Genomic DNA, 22282 nt, shown 5'->3' on the forward strand with positions numbered 1-22282 from the left:
TTCACACAAATATTTGGCGTGACAAAAGCGTGACATATCACATTTACGCATTTTACATACTTTTTATTTTCATTTTTAACATACTGATACTATTCCCATAGGACGACCCATATATTTTTTGGGTCTTACTTATAAGATATGGGTCTTTGAAACCCACACCAATAACTACATTTGCCTTAACGGTTTTCTCTTACCCGGGTAAAAAACCAAAATTTTAAACTTTTTATAAATGATGACCAAAAAAGGGAAGGATATTGTCTATTGTGTGTTTCTTATCCATGCTCAGATGTAGTAATCTTAACAGATTTAGAGTGTTACCTTTATTAAAAAAAGAATATGTATAAAATTTTCACATTAATTTTTATTGCGCTACCATTTTGCCTGTATAGCCAAAACCAAATTGGCCAAATTGAATTAGCTAAATATGATATGAGAATTGACAGTTTAAAAAAACTTGATTTTCTAAGTATGGATTACAAATTCTTAAACAATGAGTTTAAAATACAAATTGACTCAACGACTTTTTCATCGGGAGTAGAAAAATATCATTTCTATCCAGAAAAGATCCTGACTTATAAAGATTCATTAATTGTAGTACTAATGATACAATTTGACGATTGGCCTAAAGCAAAAATTGCAAAAAGGGATATCTCATATTCATGGTTGCGTCTGGGGTATCACACATGGCAAACTCCTGATGAGGCAAGAAATTTTGCTCAGGAATTTGGAATCTCACATCCTTGGAGAATGAAGCTACTATTAATGGATGATAATAATGATGATCAAAAGATTATTAATTTCTATGTTGATCTAAAGAATAAATTAATAAAAAATAATCTATCTGGTTTTGAAAAACTTAACCGGAAAGATTTATTAACATTTGCTATGCAAAAAAACCCTCAACACATTGCCGATTACGAAAAAATGGTAGCCGGGCGCAAAAGACAACGCGAAGCTTACCTAAAAGAACATGGCGAAGTTGATCCTCGAAAATAGGTGTGGGCTGCGGTAAAGAAAACTGTTGCCAGAAGAAAAGCAAGTAGTTATTATACTCACCAGGTGACTATGTGCATGATGCTCATAGTCACCTGGTGAGTATATAGTCATCTGGTGAGTGATGAGCTAGTCATCTGGTGAGTATATAAACACTTTTAACTATTTAATCATAATCCTACCCTTATGGATTGTATCCTGGGTTTCGAACTGATACAAGTACAAACCTTTTGGCAGATTCAATAATGAAACAATTTCGCCAGAAGATATACTTGGTTTTTCATACACCAACTTACCTGAAACACTAAATATTTTCAGATCCCCATCCTGTCCTGCTGTATTAATGCAAAACTCTCCATTATTTGGGTTGGGATAAACAAAAACTTCATCATCAGCCTCTGGGCCAAAAACAGGAGTCGGAGCCCCTTTTATTTCAGCTGTATATTCAACCGCTGCTGTTTTTCCCTCTTCATCCGAAGCAACAATCAACAAATCAAGAGCAGTAACCATGCTACTCACTTTAAGTGAATTCTGCGTTACTAAAGCTGCCTGTGCTGCACTATCGTCAATAGTAAAAGTCAGGGTCTCCGGATCAAAAGTAATCCATTCAGGAAGCGGGCTTCCATCAGCAAGAGTTGCAGTATAAGTCACCCCTGCACCAAGGTCAGAGTTATTAAATACCTCAGCAGAAATAACAAAAGAAGTAGTTTTTTCTTCGGTTTCTGATACTGTAACACTTGTTTCTGCTACCGGTTCTGCTGCAACAATGTTAACATGTATGGTTTCCTGTACCGGGAATATGCCACAATAATCTTTAAGGGTAACTGTAGCTTCGCCTGCCTGGCCTGAACCATAACTAAGAACAATAACCGAATCCTCTACCGAAGCAGAAAGCAAATCACTATTGCTATAACCTGTAACTATAGGCGAACCACAAAAGGCATTCATAATATCAAGTACCGATTCAGAAACATTCACTGAAACCGTTAGCTCACGATAAGGATTTTCCACAGAAACGCAATCAAAATATCCGTAACCCGGATTCTGCATAGCATTAGCATTGGTGTACAATACATGCGATGGTATAGGGAATACCACATGAATATCTGACATAAAATTTGAAGCCCCTTCAACACCACTGTCAATCAAAGTCTGTCTCATATCTATCCCCAGGTCATTATACCTTTGCAAATCAAAAAAGCGCTGTCCCTCCATTGCAAACTCAACTCTTCTTTCATGACGAATTGCAGCCAATGCCGAAGCTGCATCACCTGCAAGCATAGAAGCAGCAAGACCAGCCCTGGCTCTAACCATATCAATATATTGAGTAGCCATAGCCATATCGCCTATATTGCAACTAGCCTCTGCTGCCATCAACAACACATCCGCATAGCGAAAAACCTTTATATTATTAGGTATAAACGCATCACCATTATGCCCTGATGCAGCCACAAAATATTTTTTTGCATAAAAACCAGTTGAACTTCTAATACTATCAATCGTTAATGAATCACCCAATGAGTCTCCATTTTGAAATATCGTAGCTTCTAACCTTATATCCCCAGATTCGAACTCGTTCTTCAAATTCAATGTAGGACAATTAAGCTTAGATCCTTTAGGACTTTGCAAGAAGTTATGGTAGTTTAATCCATCATGTGCATAGATAGAACTGCTTGTTGATACATCGAACTGTTCTATTTCAAATATAGATTCAACACCATGTTTATTGGTAACTGAAAAGTTATCTGCAAAATCAGCTTCTAAACTATATACACCTGAATTGATTATCTGGTCGCAATAACTTTTAACCTGTGCCCAATTTTGGTTTATCAGGGCTACCTTTGCCAATAAGGTTAACGCAGCGCCTTTGGTTGCCCGGTACTTTTCGCCGGTCACATATTGATCAGGAAGGTCGCTCAATGCCAACTGAAGATCATTATCAATTGAAGCCAACACCTCTGTCTTACTTGAAAACGCACCCTGATTCAATTCCGGATCAAATTCGTCGGTAAAAACAGGCACATTATTGAAAATATTTGCCAGGTAATAATATTCCAACGACCTGATAAAACGGGCTTCTGCCTTACGCTGTGGAGAAATGGTATCAGTTGAAATTATTTGATTACATAAATTGATGGCTTTGTATGAGGTAAGCCAAAAACTATACAAATAATCATCACAACTGTTGTGTGTAAATGTGGTCCAGTTCTGCAATGCCGTTTCTGATGCACCAATTTCGCTATCATCTGAGCAGGCATCCCCAATGGCCCAAATTACTTTCCCAAACTGGTCGGACCTACCAAGGTGTTGATACAAAGCATCCATCTCCTGAAAGCTCTGTGCTTTTAAAAATGCGGTTATAAAAACCGTAATCAATAGTAAATGTACTTTTCGCATAATTTAATTTTAGTCTGTTATACTCTTTTTATTTTGCGTTCAAATATAAGTAGTTTTATACTCTTCTAACTTTTTGTACAATTATTAACACACTCATATTTGACAAACCTAAAAATATCATTGATCAAATCAACTTTACCTTCTTTTAACTTCAACCAACTTTTTTCTTTGTTTAACCAACAAAAAAAGGGTTTAACCCTGTATATAAATACAAGGCTAAACCCTAACCCTAACCCAAACATCAGAAATAAAGTAAACAATTAACTTTGAGGCAATTCTATATCCATACAAAACATCTCTTTTGATCCATTTTGCTTTTTAATCATCACATGATTAGAAAATACATTTATATAACTACCGCTTTTGGTTATTAGCCTAAGCGGCCCATGTGGTATAGGCTCATTATTCTCATGCCAGTTATCAATACCTGCAACTACGCCTTCACGCATCTCTTCCGGGATGATCAAATCCTCTAATTTACGACCAACAGCTTCTTCCGATGAAAAACCATATAGTTTTTCGCTGGCCTTATTCCAATATGTTACTTTTCGGTTCTTATCGTACCCTTGAACCGCAACATTTTCAATATCATTTAACATTTGGCAAAACCTGTTTTCCGTTTCTTTTAAATTTTTATCTGCTTCCAGGTTTTCTGTAATATCTTTCACAAAAATCAACAATTCCCCATCATTCAAATTCACAGCCTTCACTTTCCAAAAACGGGTATCATTTTTACTTGTAACAAAAGGTAAGTCTGCGCTCCCCCTCCCTTTATTTTTTATTGAAGCCAACAGGTCTGCCCCAATTTTTTTTGCATAACCAGGTATAAAATCAAGAAAAGCCATCTCAGCCAATTCATCTTTTGAATAAAAGGTAAGATTGCCCAGCTCGGCATTCGCCTCTATGATCTTGCCTCCATCACCAATGGCCATTATACCATATGGGGCATTCTCTAAATAACTTTGAAACCTTTTACTGTTGGACAATAGTATATTATTTGTACTCAACATTTGTTTCTCTTTTTCTTTGAGGTCGCTGTTCACTGCTTTAAGTTCATCACTCTTGTATTTTAATTTTAATACAGCCCATCCATGCATTATTACATAAAGCACCATAAAAAAAACAATGACCAGTCGATGGTAGATATCAATATTTGAAACATCAAATATTAAAACATCCCCAAAACTCTTTTCATAAAAAAACACATAATCAATCGCGGAATCAACTACCCAAATCAGAATTGCAAAAATGATTGCTTGAATTATATAACGAACTTTAATAAATGTAGTATCCCTCATAACTTAAATTAGGTATATATTAAACCAAAATATGAATTATCAAATCAATCCCTATTCTAATCCGAACTCTATATCAAGTTATAAAAAAATATCCTAGAAGTAAATATGCAATTTAATTTTTTGGTGTCCAGGTTGAATTCATAACCATATTACTATAGGTATTGCCATAAAAAAAACGGGTAACATTAAATGCACCCGTTTTTTTTCAAAGTCTCTCTTCACTTAGAATATAAGCATAAACCACTCTAACCTATCATTTCCAATCAACTACACTTATATCCTTTTACAACACCCAAAATTTCATAACTTTACTTTTTAAATCAACCATTCACTATCTACCTCACAAATGTGTTCTAAATATAATACAAGTGATTTTGTTTTATTTTGACGAACACATATTCTGATACGACAAATGCCCTGTTTTGTTTGGTCAAAATCACCACATCAACCACCTCTCTTCAATTATCAATTGACTACCTGTACTTTACGAGATTGTTAAAAAACATTAAAGAACAAAAACCAGCTCATTTGTTATCTTGTCTTGAAAAACGAGATCACCCTATTCAATTTTTCAACCTCTTCAGAGAATGCCTTTGTAAGTTCAGAAATATGGTCAGCCGCCGAAGCATTTCCCTGCGAAACAGAATCCAATTCAAGAATTGCCTTATTAACCTGCCCTGCTCCGGCATTTTGTTCTTCTGAGGCTGCAGAAATTTCAGTCACCAAATTAAATGCCTTCTGAATATCAGGCACCAGTTTAGTAAAAATATCACCAGCCCTTTCAGCCACATTAACCGTTTTCTGCGCCTGTTCACTAATTTCGTTTGCCGAAACGCGGCTCCGCTCTGCTAGCTTACGAACTTCAGCTGCCACTACAGCAAATCCTTTCCCTTCCTCTCCTGCCCTGGCAGCTTCTACAGCGGCATTTAAAGCCAAAATGTTGGTTTGAAAAGCAATATCCTCAATAATCCGAACCTGCTCAGAAATTGTTTTGATGGCCTCCACAGCCTCTGCCACGATCTCTCCTCCTTCGTAAGTATCCTGATAGGCCTGCTTCATTATAGCCTCTGATTGCTTTGAGTTTTGTGCATTCTGACTAATATTTGCCCCCATCTCTTCCATAGATGCAGAAACCTCTTCAGTTGAACTGGCCTGCTGCATAGACCTTGAAGACAACTCATTGGCAGATTCATTCAACTGCACACCACCATTTAATATTTCATTACCTGTTTGCTTCACCTGCTGTATCACTTCCGAGATCCGTTTTTTCATATACTCAAAAGTAGCAGCAAATTGCCCCACTTCATCTTCCCTACTTATTAAATCTGGCGAAATTTCAACACCCAAATGCCCCATCGACAATTGAGTTGCCACTTTATTTAAACCCACCAAAGGATTAGCCAGACTGCGAGAAAGAAAATACGACAATATAAGCGACACAACCAAAATCAAAGTTCCAATTAAAAATGTTACATAGCGTATTGGACTCAACAAACTAACCAACTCACCGGTTGGAACTGCCATAATAATTTTATGTTTTGTTTTTCCAATATCCATATAGGCCACTTCATAACCCTCACCATCAATCTCTACATTACTTAGCAACCCTTTACTATCTGCCATTACGTGCTTTGCCACATATTCTGGAAATACGTCTTTTAAATGAGCGGTAATATCCTCCTCTTTTTGAGAGATTTTAATCGTTTCACTATTATCCACGATACACATATAGCTGTTTTCACTATACTTCTTCTCGCTCAAGCTCTTCACCAAATCATCAGGCCTCAACCCTACACCGGCAACACCTACAGGATTATTTACTTCACCCATTAACACATTAACAAACAAAGCCGTTTGCTTTAACGACTGATTATAATCAAAGTTGGTTTGCACTTTAACACCGGATTTGATTGAACCAAAATACCAACTATCATCAGGATCGCTCTCCGACACAACATCAACCAGCTTATGCTCATGAGCCCAGTAGTTTTTTGTTACATCGTTTACGGCAAAAATAGTGAAATACCCAAATTCTTTCACAATCATATCAAGCTTATCTAACGCCAGCTGCGTAAGAGTCTCTTCTTCCCCACTCACAAACCACTTTATCAAAGTTGGATCTGACGCCAAACTTACAGAAGTTTCAATGGCATTTTCAAATTCATTCCTTAAATCACTCTGCGATGATTCAATAAAGGCAAAAAGTTGCTTTTCCCTTATATCCCTTTTAAGTGTTGAGCTCACAGAATAAAAAATGGTAACACTAAGTACAGCGATACCAACAATAATTAAAATCCCAAAAGCCCCAAGCAATTTGAGTCGAATACTTTTAATTTTCATTGCAGTTTTGTTTTTACTATTTCCCAATCTATAGAACAAAAAATCACCTATCAAAATTATTTTACTTTATTTTGACAGATGATACAGCTACTACGATGAAAATCACTTTTTGTTTGATATAATTCAAATAAAAACTACTAAACCTTCATCAATCAAAAACAATACTCATTTTTACACCTTACAGAGAATCAATTTACTCCCCCAATTAAATTACTTCTTTGGATCAACACTTCAACCAGGCGAATATCTTCATCGTCCCACGAAATATTTTTTATATCATCGATATAGTAAACCGATACACCATCATACTCCCCGGCATCGTTATAAACCATAAGCTGAAATTCTTCGTCAGATACGTCCTGCACATAACCAAACATTCCTATTTTTTTATAAAGACTAATATGGATTAGTTGCTCTTCATCCTTTGCCATTTCCAGGAAAGCTTTCACATCGGTTTCTTCATTACTGAAAAACACAGGTACTTCAACGGGCTCATAAATCTGATCCGCAAATTCCATTTTGTCCTGAAGCCTATTGATGTATTTGTCGTCCATATCCAAACCAAAGATATCATCTGTTTTAATTGTAAAAATTCCATCAACCAAACCTTTGGGATTTATCGCCTTAATACTCACAACCACATCGGTACACATTAAAATATACCCAACACTATAACGACCAGACCCTTTATCCCCGGATCTTATGGCAACCAGTTCATTATTTTCTTTTGCTGCCATCAACTGTTTTAATATAAGTGCACCCATTTTTAAACTAAATTATATTGTTAGTACTTTGCTGAGATTCTTTATTCAAGAATATTAAACATCACCCAATGATGATTTAATAAATATAAACATCTCTCAAATCAATTCCTTACCTATTTTCCATTATCTAACAATTTTATCTAAATATATGTACTCAACACATCAATGGCGTTTACCTACAATTTTATTACATTTAGAATGGTTTAAAAGCATACCCTATGCTCGACTCTGACATTATAAAGCTAATTATCAACGGAAATACTGATAAATACCGTGTACTTGTACAGAAATATCAAGACCGGGTTTTTCATGTTTGCATGGGATATGTTCACAATGAGGATGATGCCAATGACTTAACTCAGGAGACTTTTATTAAAGCCTACCTGAGTTTAAACACATTTAAATTCAAATCGTCCTTTGCAACATGGATTTACCGTATTGCTGTTAATATTTGCCTAAATTATATCAGAAAGAAAAAAGGGAATATCATTGACCGGATTGAAAATGCAATAGATTCTGTCACCTCTAACCACAAATTACAGATTCCAGATTACTCAAATCCGGAAGAAATTTTAATTACCGAAGAACATAAGAAGGTTATTTTTATTGAAATTGACAGGCTTTCACCAAAGCAAAAAACTGCTTTTATTTTAAGTAAGTATGATGAACTACCTCAAAAGGAGATTGCTGAAATTATGCAAATTACCGAAGGTGCAGTGGAATCATTAATACAGCGGGCAAAAACTAATTTACAAAAGCGGTTAAAAAACAAAATAAACCAAAGTAACGATACCACCCTACAGATGATTTTAATGTGTTTTTAATTTATTAACACACAACACCCTTCCATTATCTCCTATCTTTCAACCAACTACAGCCACACTACTTTTTTTTAAAAAAAAACATCACCCTACCCGTAGGAAATCTTTCCAACTAGTGTCTAACTTATAAAATCAATTGGTTTTAAACTATATCTATTCAATATAGTCTAATAAAAAAACGCTTAAAAATGAATTGTGCATCATGTCAAAAAAAATTGGATTTATACATCTCAGGAAATTTGCCAGGGGATGTAAAAAAAAGTGTCAGGACTCATCTTAAAGAGTGCCATCAATGCCACAAAACATATGCTACTATACTTATGGCGGAAAAAATTATCAACCAGGAGAAAGTTTTACAATCCAATCCATTTCTTGCAACAAGAGTAATGAATCAGATTGAATTGAAGGATGAAGGTTTTTATGCCACTCCCGGATATAGCATTTTTCGCCTATTGCAACCTGCGGCATTAACCGCATCAATTGTTTTGGCTTTGTTTATTGGGATATATGCCGGCAATAGTTTACCAACAACAACAGCCCAAAACAGAGTTCCTGAAGAACTTATGCTAATGGATGATGCATCCATGGAGTCTTTAAATTTAATATTATCAGTTGAAGAAATAAGAGACAATAGATAAAGCGCTTATTTATTCTTAATATACAATTATGAACAAAAACTCTTCAAGAATATTGATATATGCAGTCATCTTTCTGGCTGTTTTGAACGTGACTACTTTTATATCTATTGGTATCAATGTTCGTAACACAAAAAAAGAACTGCCTTATGCTTCAAATAATGAAATTAAAACTGCCCAAAACTTTAATGGCAGGTATTTCAGGGATAAATTAAAATTAATCCCTACTCAAATGGATAGCTTCAGGATAGTTAACAATCAGTTCAGATCTCAAGCGCGCAGGATTAACGACGATCTCAACTTACTTCGTTCAAATATGATGAACGAAATGAAAAGAGCTTATCCTGACACCATAAAACTCATGGTTCAATCAGACTCTGTTGGAATGATGCATGCCGGACTAAAAAAACTGACATACAAATATTACCTGGGAATAAAAAGCATTTGCTCAGAAGAGCAAGCTTCTGAACTCAATAATATTTTTGAACAGTTCTTTAATGCCGACAAACATCATCGCAAACATAACCAGGGCTCCAACCGCAGAGGGTCAGGAAAAGGCTTTGGAAAATACAACAATAGAAAGAACAATGATTCTATTAATTAAACTTTAAAAATTAAAACAATGAAAACAAGATTAATATTTTCAGCAATAGCATTATTTGCAATAGTATCATTAAGCAATGCTCAAACCAACACAGAACCAACCGAAAAAAAGAACACTACACAACAATTTATTGATAAAGATAATGATGGCGTATGTGATCACTATGAAAGCAGGCAGGAGAATGGTCAGGGAATGGCATATCGCAGAGGCAATGGCAATAACAATACAGGCACGAACGGACAATACTGCAGACATAGAAACCGCAACGGAAACAATAATTACTGTAAAAAAGGCTATGGATACGGCAAAAATTCTATGAAGCATAACAAAGATATGAACAGACCAAAACTTGGTCAAGGGCAATTTGTTGACGCCAACAATAACGGAGTTTGCGATAATAGAGAATAGAAAATAGCAGCAAGTATCAAGTAACAAGAGCTCTCAATACATACAATCTTGCTACTTGATACTTAATTTATTACTAAACTAAAACAAGATGAAAGTCTCGAATAATATATCAATCAGCAAATCAGGGTTTGTATTTGACTCTAAAACTGGAGAATCATACTCATTGAATGGTATTGCAAAAGAAATTATGGAACTTTTGGTAGAGGGGCGCTCTGAAGAAGAGATTATAGAATATATCACTACAAAATATGATGTATCACCAGAATTATTCGCCCGTCATTTAGACGATTATATACAAATGCTCTCTCATTTCAACTTAACGGAAAACGAATAATCCATGGACAAGTTAAAAATAACAGTAGCCATAACAGGGTTAAACAACACCGATAATCCCGGTCCTGGCATCCCCGTAATCCGTGGGCTAAAGGATTCCGAATTACTGGATGTAAAAGTTATTGGTTTAGCGTACGAGAACCTGGAACCCGGTATTCATATGCACGACCATGTAGATGTTAGCTATATGATCCCCTACCCATCTTCGGGTACAGAAGCTTACTTAAACCGCATTTTAGAAATCCACCAGGAGGAGCACATTGATTTGATTATTCCAAACCTGGATGCTGAACTATATACTTTTATAAAACTTGAAAGCATACTACAAAAGCACAATATAAAAACTTATTTACCAAGTTTTCAGCAGCTTGATGAAAGAAACAAAGGAAACCTGGAAAACTATGGTAAGAAATACAACATTAATGTGCCCAAAGGAACTACTATAACATCATACCATGAAATAAACCATCTTAAAGAGGAATTTGATTATCCCATATTGGTTAAGGGTAAGTTTTATGACGCATATGTTGCTTATAGTAAGGAGGAAGTAATCTCTCATTTTAATAAAATCAGTGCCAAATGGGGGCTTCCTGTCATTATCCAGGAGTATGTAAAGGGAACTGAGGTTAACGTGGTAGCCCTTGGCGATGGAAAGGGCAATACTATTGCCGCCATTCCAATGCGAAAGCAATATATAACCGACAAAGGTAAAGCCTGGGGAGGAGTGACATTAAATGACGATAAACTATTAACCATCACCCGCAACCTGATCAAAGACTCTGCCTGGAAAGGAGGCATGGAACTAGAAATGATCAGAACCAACGATGACAAATACTACCTGATAGAAATCAACCCCAGGATTCCGGCTTGGGTTTACCTGGCCGTTGGAGCAGGCCAAAATATCCCCGAAGCCCTTGCCTTACTAGCCATGGGAAAAGAAGTAAAACCCATGTTTAACTATGAAATAGGGAAAATATTTATACGGTATTCTTACGATTTAATTGGAGATATGGCCGACCTGGAAAAAATTTCAATTCAGGGGAAGATATAGATTGGAGAACAAAATTCTTTGGACTATTAATAGTACAAAGCATCATGTAAATCAAAATCAAAAAAACAATGCAAAAAATACCATACGAAAAACCGGTTATCAACAGGATCAATGCCGGTGTGCCAGATAAATTCGGGATGAAATCGAGAATTCAACCGATTACCCAAATTGATGATGTTACAGTTAGAGACCTGGTTCAACAATATGGATCACCTTTATATGTACTATCCGAAAAAACCATCAGAAACACCTATAAAAAGGCTGTTGATGCATTCAAAACCAGGTATCCCAAAGTTCAGTTTGCCTGGTCGTACAAAACCAACTATTTAAATGCTGTTTGCCAGGTTTTCCACCAGGAAGGATCCTGGGCTGAGGTGGTTTCCGGGTTCGAATACGAAAAAGCGATTGCCAATGGTGTTCCGGGAGAAAAAATCATTTTCAACGGCCCCGATAAAACACGTAAAGACCTGACTGTAGCAATTGATAATGGCTCACTGATACACATTGATCATCTGGATGAGTTTTATGAAATAGCATCCATTGTAAAAAACTCTGACAAGAAGGCTAAAGTTGCCATCAGGATCAATTTAGATGCCGGCATTTATCCACAATGGTTCCGCTTTGGATTCAACTTTGAAAACGGCGAAGCCTGGAATGCCATCAACAAAATTATGCAAACCCCCGGATTTGAATTACAGGGACTACACACCCATATCGGAACCTATATAATTTCACCCCAGGCCTATGGTATTGCTACAACCAAATTAGCACAGCTAACGGTAAGAATTCACCATAAATACAATCATCACATTCAGTATATTGATATGGGTGGTGGTTTTGCCTCTAAAAACACGCTAAAAGGAGCTTACTTACCAGGAACTGACACTTGCCCTGGCTTTGATGATTATGCAGAACATATAACAGAAGCCCTTCATAATTCAGATATTCCTTATGACCATATGCCAACCTTATTTCTGGAAACAGGAAGAGCTTTAATTGATGATGCAGGTTTTTTATTAGGTTCTGTAATTGCCAATAAAAGACTGCCTGATGGAAGGAAGGCTTTGATCATTGATATAGGCATCAACCTGCTGTTTACTTCATTCTGGTATGAACACAATATTGTTCCGGCCCAACACACACAGCTCGACATGGAGAACACTACTATTTACGGTCCGCTTTGTATGAATATTGATATTATCCGTGAAGCCATCAATTTCCCGGTAATGGAAAAAGGCGAACATGTTGTCATCAACAGAATAGGAGCATATAACATGACACAATGGTTGCAGTTTATTAATTATCGACCCAAGGTGGTAATGATTGACACAAAAGGCAATACCCATATTGTCAGAGAGGAGGAAACCTCCGAAACCATGAATCAGTTAGACAGGGTGCCGGAACACCTAAAATCAGTTAACAATGATCATTGATCAATTAACAGGACAACAAAACAAAGAACTTACATTAAAAAAGAGGTAAGGCGTAAGGCGTGAGCAATGAGAGGAAAGATGGAATTAGATGCTTTGCGACTTACTTACAATAATTAAACAAAAAAATCATGAACAACAATAAATTTAACTGGAGGAGTTTTATAAGTTTTGGACTAGCCATTGCGTTTATTGCCATTTTTGTAACCGGAATTGTGCTTTACATTGCTCCCCCCGGAAGAATAGCGCATTGGACAAACTGGAAAATATGGGCATTAACAAAAGAAGAATGGCAAGCCATACACATCACATTCTCCTTAATGTTTGTCATCCTTTCTATTTTCCACCTATTCTCAATAAACTGGAAAGTTTTTATATCATACATCAAATCAAAAACTTCTGCAGGAATAAACAAAAAGAAAGAGTTGGCTACATCAACTATAGTTTCGCTAATCGTTTTAACGGGAACCATATATGCCGTTCCACCTTTTAGTTCCGTGATTGAATTAAGCGAATATTTTAAAGAAACCTGGGAAACAACAGATTCTGAACCTCCTGCCCCACACACTGAACTGCTCTCTCTTGAACAGCTCGCTATAAAACTTGAACATATTAGCCTTGAACAAATTGAAAACAAACTAAAGCATAGCAATATAAAATACAACAGTACTACAGAAAGCCTAACCGAAATTGGTAAGCATAACGACATGCCTCCTATGGATATTTACAATAAAATAGTAAACGGTAATAGCAATTTAAAACAGGGAACTAACATAAGTGGCAAAGCTGGTGCCGGCATGGGCAGGAAGACTCTGGAACAATTGGCTGTTGATTACAACAAAGACATTCAGGACCTGATCAATATTTTAGAAAGTCATCATATCAATGCTACTAAAGATCAAACATTAAGATCTATTGCCGAAGAACACGATATGGCGACCAGGGATCTGGTGGAGATGCTAAAGTAGCTTGTAGCAAATAACGATTAGTAATTAGGACGCTACATTTTAGGATTTACAAGATTTAAGCAATCTTGATACATGATACTTATACCTTGTAACTTCTTCTTTTTACTAAAGACTAACAGCTAAAAGCCAATTATATACAAAAATGAATCAAATAATAATAAATATCAGAGAAAACAGGGTGCACTTTTGGGATAGCATACTAAACAGCTACTCCCAGATATTTTTCTCTACTCATAAATCATTTGCTATTTTAATTATGCTGGTGTCATTTATTGATATCTACACTGGTTTAATGGGCGCTTTAGCTGTTATCACCACTTCTTTAGCAGCATTTTCACTAAACCTCAACAAGCCCACTATTGCCAAGGGATTATTTGGTTTTAATGGTTTGTTGGTGGGACTGGGCTTGGGCATTTATTATACTCTAAGCTGGCACCTGGTATTTATTATTATTCTATCTGCTATTTTCACTTTATTGGTTTCGGTTTCTTTACAAGGTGTAATAGGAAAATATCACCTCCCCTATCTAAGTGTACCTTTTTTATTAGGGATGTGGACTTTTACAATTGCAGCAAAACATTTTGAGGCACTGGGTATCAGTGAAAGGGGAATTTATTATATGAATGAACTGTATGTGGTTGGAGGGCACTCTCTGGTTAAAGTATATGAATTCTTTAACCAGGCAGAAATCCCTTCCATAATCAAATCATATTTTATTTCACTAAGCGCCATATTGTTTCAATATAATGTATTGTCTGGTTTCATTATCGCTGTAGGACTATTGTTATTTAGCCGTATTGCTTTTGTGTTATCTATTTTGGGTTTTTCAATTGCTTTTGGGTTTTACAATATGATTGATGCCAATATTACTATGATAGAATATAGTTACATTGGTTTTAATTATATACTGACATCCATAGCCATTGGCGGATTTTTCCTTATTCCTTCAGCGCGATCCTTTATCAGTGTTGTTTTATTGGTTCCTTTAGTGGCAATACTTTCCATAAGCCTGAGTACCATTTTCTACTATTACCACCTGGCCATATATTCACTTCCCTTTAACGCTGTTGTTTTGCTGTTTTTATACGTACTTAAATTCAGGATGACTTATTCCGAAAAGCTCACAGAGGTATATTTTCAATACAATTCTCCTGAAAAAAACCTGTACACCTTTGTCAACAACAAGCAGCGTTACAAACATTTGGATTACATTCCCCTAAAACTTCCTTTCATGGGAAAATGGACTGTTTCGCAAGGACATGACGGGGATTATACACACCAAAACCAATGGCGTCATGCATGGGATTTTGTAATAACCAACATAGAAGGGAAACAATTTAGAGGTGAAGGCAATTATGTTGAAGACTATTATTGTTTTAACAAACCGATAACTGCTCCGGCTGATGGTACAATTGAGGAGGTGGTAAACTATGTAGATGACAACATTATAGGCAATATTAACCTGGAACACAACTGGGGAAACACCATCATTATCAAACACGATGATGAAACTTATTCAAAATTGAGCCACTTAAAAAAGGATTCTATTAAAGTAAAAAAAGGTGATAATGTAAGTACTGGACAGATTTTGGCAAAGTGTGGTAATTCAGGCCGCTCACCATATCCCCACTTGCACTTCCAAGTGCAGGCCACGCCTTATATTGGTTCTGGCACTTTGCTCATGCCGTTTAGCAACTATATGGTTGGCGAAGGCGAAAACGCCTCATTAAAATCATTACAAGTGCCCCAGCATGGCGAAACTATCGCCAATAGCGAAACCAATCACTTATTAGCCTCTGCCTTCAATTTTATTCCGGGACAAACACTCGAATTTGAGACCATAAACAACAATAAAAAAATCGATTTGGTTTGGAATGTAAAAATAAACTCTATCAACCTCACCTATTTAGAGTGCAGAAAAACAAAAGCAAAAGCCTATTTCGATTGCAAGGGTGATCTGTTTTATTTTACGCATTTTGAAGGCAAAAAAAATAATTTACTTCATGATTTTTTTATAGGCTGTTTTAAGGTGCAGAAATGTTTTTACCCTGATTACATCCTTAAAGATTATATCCCCTTGCACCAAATATTCCCACGAAAAATTTTGTGGCTCCACGATTTCACAAGTCCCTTTATACAATGGGCTACATCATCATTCCGCGTAAATTATTCATCAAGCAACGATTTGTTAAACCCGACAGAAATTGAATTAAACTCTTCATATCAAAACTACATATTCAAAAAGAAAATAAACCAGACCAATTACTCAATCAAGATCGATACTTTGGGAATAAAGAAATTTTCAATTATGTCAGGAGAACAATTAAGAGTCATCATTAGAAAAGAAAACCATGAAGCTTAAAAATATTGTTTCGGTATTATTTGCAGCTCTGTTTTGCACATCCCTTTTTTCTCAGGCGAAAATGACCGCTGCAGAAGTGGATTCACTAACGTATGCCCAATACTTAAAAGGAGATTGGGACAACCTAATTAAATCAGGAACCAAAGCCCTGGAACATGGTATTGACTTTTATTATTTACGGATGAGAATAGGATATGCCAACTACATGAAGCAAAATTATCGCAAAGCGATCCCCCATTACCAAAAAGCCTTTAAGGAAAATCCCCAGGATGCCTATGCTCTTGCATACCTACTATACTCCTATCAGTTTTCGGGACGAAAGTATGATGCATTGGCCTTGTCGAATCAAATTGATTCTTTAAATAACCCGCAGCTCTACAGCAAATTTTCACCGGGCATTAAATCTTTTGGATTTTTCTTTACATACAATAATGCTACTGCCAGCAACACACAACAAAAAGTTGGAAACGGGATTCAGGTAAGTACTGATGGAATTCAGAAAACTACCAACAATTACAATATCTCATCGATGTATTTATCACATTCTCTGGGACGACATATCACGGTTTACCACAACATATCATACCTGCAAAAAAATGAACACAACTTTTCTATTCTCGACAACCAGGTATACGAATCAGAAAACCAGGATTTAAATCAATGGGACTATAACTTACAATTTCAAATTAACCCGGCGAAAGGGATTACAATTACACCGATTTATAATTATGTAAGTATTAAAATTCCCTTATCAGATGTGGGCTTAGATGATTTTAAAGATTCTTACTCCATGTATGGAGCAATACTTAGTGGTGACATTGGTAACTTTAAACTTGGAACATCTTATGTACTGGGCAAGATTAACAAAATAAATCAAAAACAACTGGGAATTCATGCCACCTATTACCCATTCGGAAACCTCAATTTGTATTATAACCTGAATACTTTTTTTAAAAATCAGGAATACGAAAACCAGAACGAATCCGATTTTATTCACCAGCATACCCTGGGATTCAAAATTTCAAATTATTGGTGGGCTGAGCTTTCTGGAATATTTCCAAGATTTACCAACTTTTACAATCCTATTAGCGGAGGCATGTGGAATGGACTTGAAGGTGCCGGAAATGTTATAAATATTAACAACATTTTCTTTATAAAGAATTCAAAGTTATCCTTAATTTTAAATACCGGTTTATATCAGTCTGTTTCCGAATTTGAGCCCATCGATACACCGATGAATCGCAGCAACAAACAAACATACTCTAACTTTAACATTACTGGAGGTTTATTATGGAACTTTTAAAAAACACATTATTAGCAATAACCATATGTTTATCAAGCATGCAAACATATGCCCAGGATGCCAATTATACCAAACAGAGCAAAGCTTTTGGTATTAGTTATGAAAAAGAAACAGCTAAGGAATACGGAGCTGCCATCTATGCTCTAAAAGAAGTGTATGACAAAGAATCATACGAAATCAACCTACGTTTAGGATGGCTTTATTACCTATCAGGCAACCAACAGGAATCTATAATCCATTACAATATTGCCATAACCCTAAAGCCTTTTGCAATTGAGCCCAAATTCGGGTTAACTTATCCCCTTTTTGCTTTAAAAAATACGGAAAAATTAATTGAAGCATATAACGACATACTCACTATTGCCCCAGGAAACACTATTGCCTTATACAAACTGGGAAGTGTATATTTTTACCAAGAACAATATGAAAAAGCAGAGAAATATTTTAGCAAAGTAGTAGACCTGTTTCCTTTTGATTACGATGGATTAATTATGTTGGCGCACACTAGCTTTCATTTAAAAAAAGTACGCGAAGCTAAAGTGTTATATCACAAGGTACTATTATTCAACCCTGGCGATGATGCAGCTTTAGAAGCATTAAAGCTATTGTAGTTTCAGGAAGCAATGGCCATAGTCGCTGATGATACAACCATCAGCCATTAAACATTGCCTATTTAAGGCAATAAAAAACCCCACTTACCTTGTAAGCAGGGTTTAATATCTTTTGCAGCTGCAACTTATGCAGGATGGATAGCCTCTGTAGGACAAACATCAGCACAAGTACCACAGTCAGTACAAGCTTCTGGATCAATTTTATAGATATCTCCTTCTGCAATAGCATCTACAGGACATTCGTCAATGCATGTTCCACATGCAATACAATCTTCGTTTATAACGTAAGCCATTTTTTTATTGTTTTTATTAGTATTACGAAAGCAAAATTATTTTCTTTTTTTTTATATGGAAATAAAAAATAGCGTTTTACCTTTATTTGAATTGTTTTTAAATAACTGCTTTAGAGCAGTTTTATAATGCCTTAAACAAGTTAATGTGCAAGTATATCAAGTGCAATATATGCCATTGCCCCTACGGAAGTTTCTAAAGATGATTCATTTAGATTAAACGACGGGGTATGTAACCCTCCTGTTGGCGTATTGTTCACTTGCTTCACTCCAAAGCGATAAAATGTGCAAGGATACTCCTGTGTATAGTAACCAAAATCTTCAGCAGTCATACGTATATCCATTTTATGCACTTTATCGTGTCCCAGATAGTTACATGCTGCATTATGGGCAATTTCTGTAACTAACTCCGAGTTTGTAACAACCGGATAACCGTCGTTAATTTTCACTTCACAACTAACACCCATACTTTCGGCCATTCCTGTAGCAATTTTACGGATATGCTTCTTTATTTTTGCACGCCACTCTTCGTTCATGGTACGCAGTGTACCGGCAATTTCAACCTTTTCGGGAATGATATTGGTAGCCCCCTCGGCAATAAAACGGCCAAATGATAACACGGTAGGTATATTTGCAGGAACCATCCGGGCAACAACCTGCTGCAACGAAACAATAATATTTGCTGCGATCAGTACATTGTCGTTAAGGGTATGCGGCATGGCTGCATGCCCCCCTTTTCCTTTTACCGTAAGGTAAATCTCATCACCGGATGCCATATACATTCCTTCTTTAAAACCAACATGACCTGTTTCCATATCAGGCAAAACATGCGCTCCTATAATGATTTCCGGTTTAGGGTTATCCAGTGCCCCTTCTTCCATCATAAGTTTAGCCCCTCCGGGGAATTTCTCTTCTCCCGGTTGAAATATCAACAAAATAGTTCCTTCCCATTGATCTTTAAGCTCGTTTAATATTTTTGCAGTCCCTAACAACGAAGCAGAATGAGCATCATGGCCACAGGCATGCATCACTCCTGTATTACATGATTTAAAAGGATTTGCATCACTTTCTATAATCGGTAAAGCATCCATGTCAGCACGCAACGCAATTACTTTTTTATCCGGATTTTTGCCTTTTATGGTCCCAATAATTCCTGTTTTTACAAAACCAGCTTTGTATGGAATCCCCATCTCATCAAGCTTTGAACAGATATATTTTGATGTATTATATTCTTCAAATGACAATTCAGGGTTTTCATGCAGGTGTCGTCTGATTTCAACAATCTCAGGGTAATATTTTTGAGTTAAGTCTTTTATTTGCTGCTTAAAATCCATATTGGTATGTTTTGTTCGGTGCAAAGATAGTTTTTTTACGTAAGTGAATTCCTGTAGTGTAATAGAGTTATTACCGATTACTTATCAATCCTTTCTTTATGATCCCCTCATCACTTCAATCAAATCTTGCGCCTCCCTGTGGATATCCATCAGAACCTGCTGATCTATCTTTATTCGCGAACCGGAGAGATGGTGATGCAGCACATTTAAATCATGCCAGTTTCCAAGTATACTTCCGGTTTCTTTTTTGAAAATTTTAAGTTGCTCCTCAATCTTATCATTAAATACTTCTTCCAATAATACCAACAGGTAGTATTGTTCTTTCACCCACCTCCTGATTTTGTGGTAGTCGCAGGTTTCTGAATTAAATTCTTGTTGTATCAGATTTTCATTAGAGGCAACATAATCCTTGATTTTAAAGATAACATATTCCGGTCGCAACAGATCAATAGCCCTGAATACAATAATAACTTCTCTCTTTATATTTTTTACGGAATAGTTTGCGAGGTAGCTTGTCAGTTCAGAATAAGCATGGTTGATTTCTGTATTACATGTTCTCCTAAAACTATAATATTGCTTTTGAGGAAGCCTTTCCTTTGACGCACCTATCATCAACTGGCAATCCCTGATTCTTCCTGAAATCTTAAAAACAAACCTTAAATCTTCAAAACGGGGAGCAAAGGATAATTTGTAATCTCTAACCAAAAATTTAAGAATCTTTTTAACAGCAAACACTTTTTTCAAAGCAACCCGTAAATCATGTATCGCTTCTTCATTTTTGTTTATTAGGGTAACATTAAGGTTGCTCTCAAAATCATTTAATCTTCTTAGTATGTAGGTACTTAATTTCATAAAGGGGTATTTCCCTTAAAGGTAACGATTTTGGCTTTAGTGCCTAAACTGTAATTTTCATGTTTTTTTGGCAGAATATCAGAAACTGCAAAAAGTAAAAAATCTTGATTCTTGGGTATTGAAACTCTTCTGGTTTATCCAAGATAGAGTTAAAAAGAGTTCCCACTTCCTTCTTCACTCAAAAACCTCTGCACTCATCTCATTCCTCAAGCCTGCCACATCTACAAAAACGGCTTTCACGGAACCAATAAGAACTTTAGCCTCTACAACAATGGGTATCCGGCATTGGTCATCGGTTACCCAAACCGTCATGTCCTCGCCCGATTCAAAGATGGTACCAGGCACCAGAAGGGGAGAAAACTTCAGGCACCGGAACCTTCTTCCGTCCCTATTTTTTACTGTTTCTTTACCCAGATACCTGATGTATAAATCATGTATTTTCCCATCCACAATCATTCTGATTGGAATCTTATCTCCTGATTCATACTGCGAAAAATTAAGATTCCTGGCTTTATAAACCATGGTAAGCAAGTCGTTGGTACAATCCTGTAGTTGCAGGGTACTGTCTTTAAAAGATGACTCTTCGCCTCGTTTGATTTGTGTTTGAATCTGATTTGTATTGTGGTTAAAGTAATACTTGTGGTGCGATTCGGTACTGCCCTCTTTGGTTACTCTGTTAAAAAACAAAGGATTAAAATCTTGCTTGTCCACATAAACCTCAAATGTATCACGTACTTTCATAAAGTGATCGTAACCACTATACGTTCTTCCATAAGCCGAAAAAAACCAGGAATCCTTATCATCATAAGTTTTGTTTTCCACCTTAAAGTGAACAATACCTGCATTTAACCATAAAAAATGCCAGTTATAATATGCATGGTAAGTAACAGTTTCGCCAGACTGAAAAGAAAAATTATTGATATTACATTGGGAGTAGGCACGATTACTGCACAACCAAATTAAAAGGAAAACAAATAGGTGTTTCATTGTTTTCCTTGCGTATTTATTTTTTACAAATATCATTAACATCAGATGGTACCCTGCATTGATTGAAAACAGCTGCTTAGTTAAGAATTTACTTTGCCAATCTTTTTTTCTACCGATTCAATCTTGCTTGACATCCTTCCCATATCTCCTTTTCTGGCATCAATTGTAATGGTGGAGTAAACCCTTTCGTGATATGGTTCCAGAATTTTATAGGCACCGTTAATAATTTCCATGGCCTGCTCCATATTTTCTGCTTCAAAGGTAGTGGCCATAGGACTCAATTTATAGCTAAGACCTGAGTTTCTTACGAACTCAATTACCTTGCTCACCGATTCACTTTTACTTGTTCCTTTATCTGTAGGAAACATTGCAAAATTTACAAGTACTGACATATCTTTAATAGTTACAAAGTTAAAAGTTGAAAGTTAAAAGTTGAAAGTTAAAAGTTGAAAGTTAAAAGTTGAAAGTTAAAAGTTGAAAGTTGAAAGTTGAAAGTTTATC

At 36.1% G+C, this 22282-nt stretch carries 21 protein-coding genes; 12 read left to right on the plus strand and 9 right to left on the minus strand.

Features of this window, described 5'->3' with window-relative positions:
* The first annotated feature begins 336 nt into the window (after positions 1-336).
* Complete coding sequence (locus OM074_RS00185) at positions 337-996, plus strand: hypothetical protein (protein WP_301197242.1); 660 nt, start codon at positions 337-339, stop codon at positions 994-996.
* Positions 997-1155: 159 nt separating this feature from the next.
* On the opposite strand, the gene OM074_RS00190 is transcribed toward OM074_RS00185, so the two are convergent.
* The 4 genes from OM074_RS00190 to OM074_RS00205 all read right to left on the minus strand — a co-directional run bounded on the left by OM074_RS00190 (position 1156) and on the right by OM074_RS00205 (position 7792).
* Complete coding sequence (locus OM074_RS00190; RefSeq protein ID WP_301197243.1) at positions 1156-3390, minus strand: RagB/SusD family nutrient uptake outer membrane protein; 2235 nt, start codon at positions 3388-3390, stop codon at positions 1156-1158.
* A 260-nt stretch (positions 3391-3650) separates the two neighbouring features.
* On the minus strand, positions 3651-4688 hold the full coding sequence (locus OM074_RS00195) for a PAS domain-containing protein (protein WP_301197244.1): 1038 nt from the start codon (positions 4686-4688) through the stop codon (positions 3651-3653).
* Positions 4689-5219: 531 nt separating this feature from the next.
* On the minus strand, positions 5220-7028 hold the full coding sequence (locus tag OM074_RS00200) for a methyl-accepting chemotaxis protein (RefSeq protein WP_301197245.1): 1809 nt from the start codon (positions 7026-7028) through the stop codon (positions 5220-5222).
* Between the two features lie 188 nt (positions 7029-7216).
* Positions 7217-7792: a hypothetical protein gene (locus OM074_RS00205; RefSeq protein WP_301197246.1), complete on the minus strand. Its 576-nt coding sequence runs from the start codon at positions 7790-7792 to the stop codon at positions 7217-7219.
* Between the two features lie 218 nt (positions 7793-8010).
* Here OM074_RS00205 and OM074_RS00210 point away from each other — a divergent pair, with 218 nt between their 5' ends.
* From OM074_RS00210 to OM074_RS00260, 11 genes are all read left to right on the plus strand, one after another.
* On the plus strand, positions 8011-8616 hold the full coding sequence (locus tag OM074_RS00210) for an RNA polymerase sigma factor (protein ID WP_301197247.1): 606 nt from the start codon (positions 8011-8013) through the stop codon (positions 8614-8616).
* A 185-nt stretch (positions 8617-8801) separates the two neighbouring features.
* Positions 8802-9251: a zf-HC2 domain-containing protein gene (locus tag OM074_RS00215; RefSeq protein WP_301197248.1), complete on the plus strand. Its 450-nt coding sequence runs from the start codon at positions 8802-8804 to the stop codon at positions 9249-9251.
* A 28-nt stretch (positions 9252-9279) separates the two neighbouring features.
* Positions 9280-9852 (plus strand): hypothetical protein, encoded by a 573-nt coding sequence (locus OM074_RS00220; RefSeq protein ID WP_301197249.1) that lies wholly within the window; start codon positions 9280-9282, stop codon positions 9850-9852.
* Between the two features lie 18 nt (positions 9853-9870).
* Positions 9871-10260: a hypothetical protein gene (locus tag OM074_RS00225; RefSeq protein WP_301197250.1), complete on the plus strand. Its 390-nt coding sequence runs from the start codon at positions 9871-9873 to the stop codon at positions 10258-10260.
* A gap of 88 nt (positions 10261-10348) precedes the next feature.
* Entirely contained in the window at positions 10349-10594 is a 246-nt protein-coding gene (locus OM074_RS00230) for a PqqD family protein (RefSeq protein ID WP_301197251.1), read from the plus strand.
* Positions 10595-10597: 3 nt separating this feature from the next.
* A complete protein-coding gene (locus OM074_RS00235) occupies positions 10598-11644 on the plus strand; it encodes an ATP-grasp domain-containing protein (protein ID WP_301197252.1) in 1047 nt (348 codons plus the stop codon).
* A 68-nt stretch (positions 11645-11712) separates the two neighbouring features.
* Positions 11713-13077, plus strand: a complete 1365-nt coding sequence (locus OM074_RS00240) for an alanine racemase (protein WP_301197253.1) — start codon at positions 11713-11715, stop codon at positions 13075-13077.
* Positions 13078-13205: 128 nt separating this feature from the next.
* On the plus strand, positions 13206-14042 hold the full coding sequence (locus OM074_RS00245) for a DUF4405 domain-containing protein (RefSeq protein WP_301197254.1): 837 nt from the start codon (positions 13206-13208) through the stop codon (positions 14040-14042).
* Between the two features lie 142 nt (positions 14043-14184).
* Positions 14185-16404 (plus strand): urea transporter, encoded by a 2220-nt coding sequence (locus OM074_RS00250; protein ID WP_301197255.1) that lies wholly within the window; start codon positions 14185-14187, stop codon positions 16402-16404.
* The gene (locus OM074_RS00255; protein WP_301197256.1) at positions 16394-17707 is read left to right on the plus strand and encodes a tetratricopeptide repeat protein; all 1314 of its coding nucleotides are present in this window, start codon (positions 16394-16396) and stop codon (positions 17705-17707) included. Before OM074_RS00250 ends, OM074_RS00255 begins: the two co-directional genes overlap by 11 nt.
* Before the next feature lie 38 nt (positions 17708-17745).
* A complete protein-coding gene (locus tag OM074_RS00260; protein WP_301197257.1) occupies positions 17746-18318 on the plus strand; it encodes a tetratricopeptide repeat protein in 573 nt (190 codons plus the stop codon).
* Between the two features lie 125 nt (positions 18319-18443).
* On the opposite strand, the gene fdxA is transcribed toward OM074_RS00260, so the two are convergent.
* The 5 genes from fdxA to OM074_RS00285 form a co-directional block, all read right to left on the minus strand.
* Positions 18444-18611, minus strand: a complete 168-nt coding sequence (fdxA, locus tag OM074_RS00265) for a 4Fe-4S ferredoxin (RefSeq protein WP_301197258.1) — start codon at positions 18609-18611, stop codon at positions 18444-18446.
* 140 nt (positions 18612-18751) lie between these two features.
* Positions 18752-19942, minus strand: a complete 1191-nt coding sequence (locus OM074_RS00270; RefSeq protein ID WP_301197259.1) for a M20 metallopeptidase family protein — start codon at positions 19940-19942, stop codon at positions 18752-18754.
* Between the two features lie 96 nt (positions 19943-20038).
* Complete coding sequence (locus tag OM074_RS00275) at positions 20039-20794, minus strand: CHAD domain-containing protein (RefSeq protein WP_301197260.1); 756 nt, start codon at positions 20792-20794, stop codon at positions 20039-20041.
* A 174-nt stretch (positions 20795-20968) separates the two neighbouring features.
* Complete coding sequence (locus OM074_RS00280) at positions 20969-21781, minus strand: DUF3108 domain-containing protein (protein WP_301197261.1); 813 nt, start codon at positions 21779-21781, stop codon at positions 20969-20971.
* Positions 21782-21861: 80 nt separating this feature from the next.
* Complete coding sequence (locus OM074_RS00285) at positions 21862-22173, minus strand: thiamine-binding protein (RefSeq protein WP_301197262.1); 312 nt, start codon at positions 22171-22173, stop codon at positions 21862-21864.
* Positions 22174-22282 lie beyond the last annotated feature (109 nt).

Origin of the sequence: Plebeiibacterium marinum, assembly GCF_026013615.1 — a bacterium.
GTDB lineage: Bacteria > Bacteroidota > Bacteroidia > Bacteroidales > Marinilabiliaceae > Saccharicrinis > Saccharicrinis marinus_A.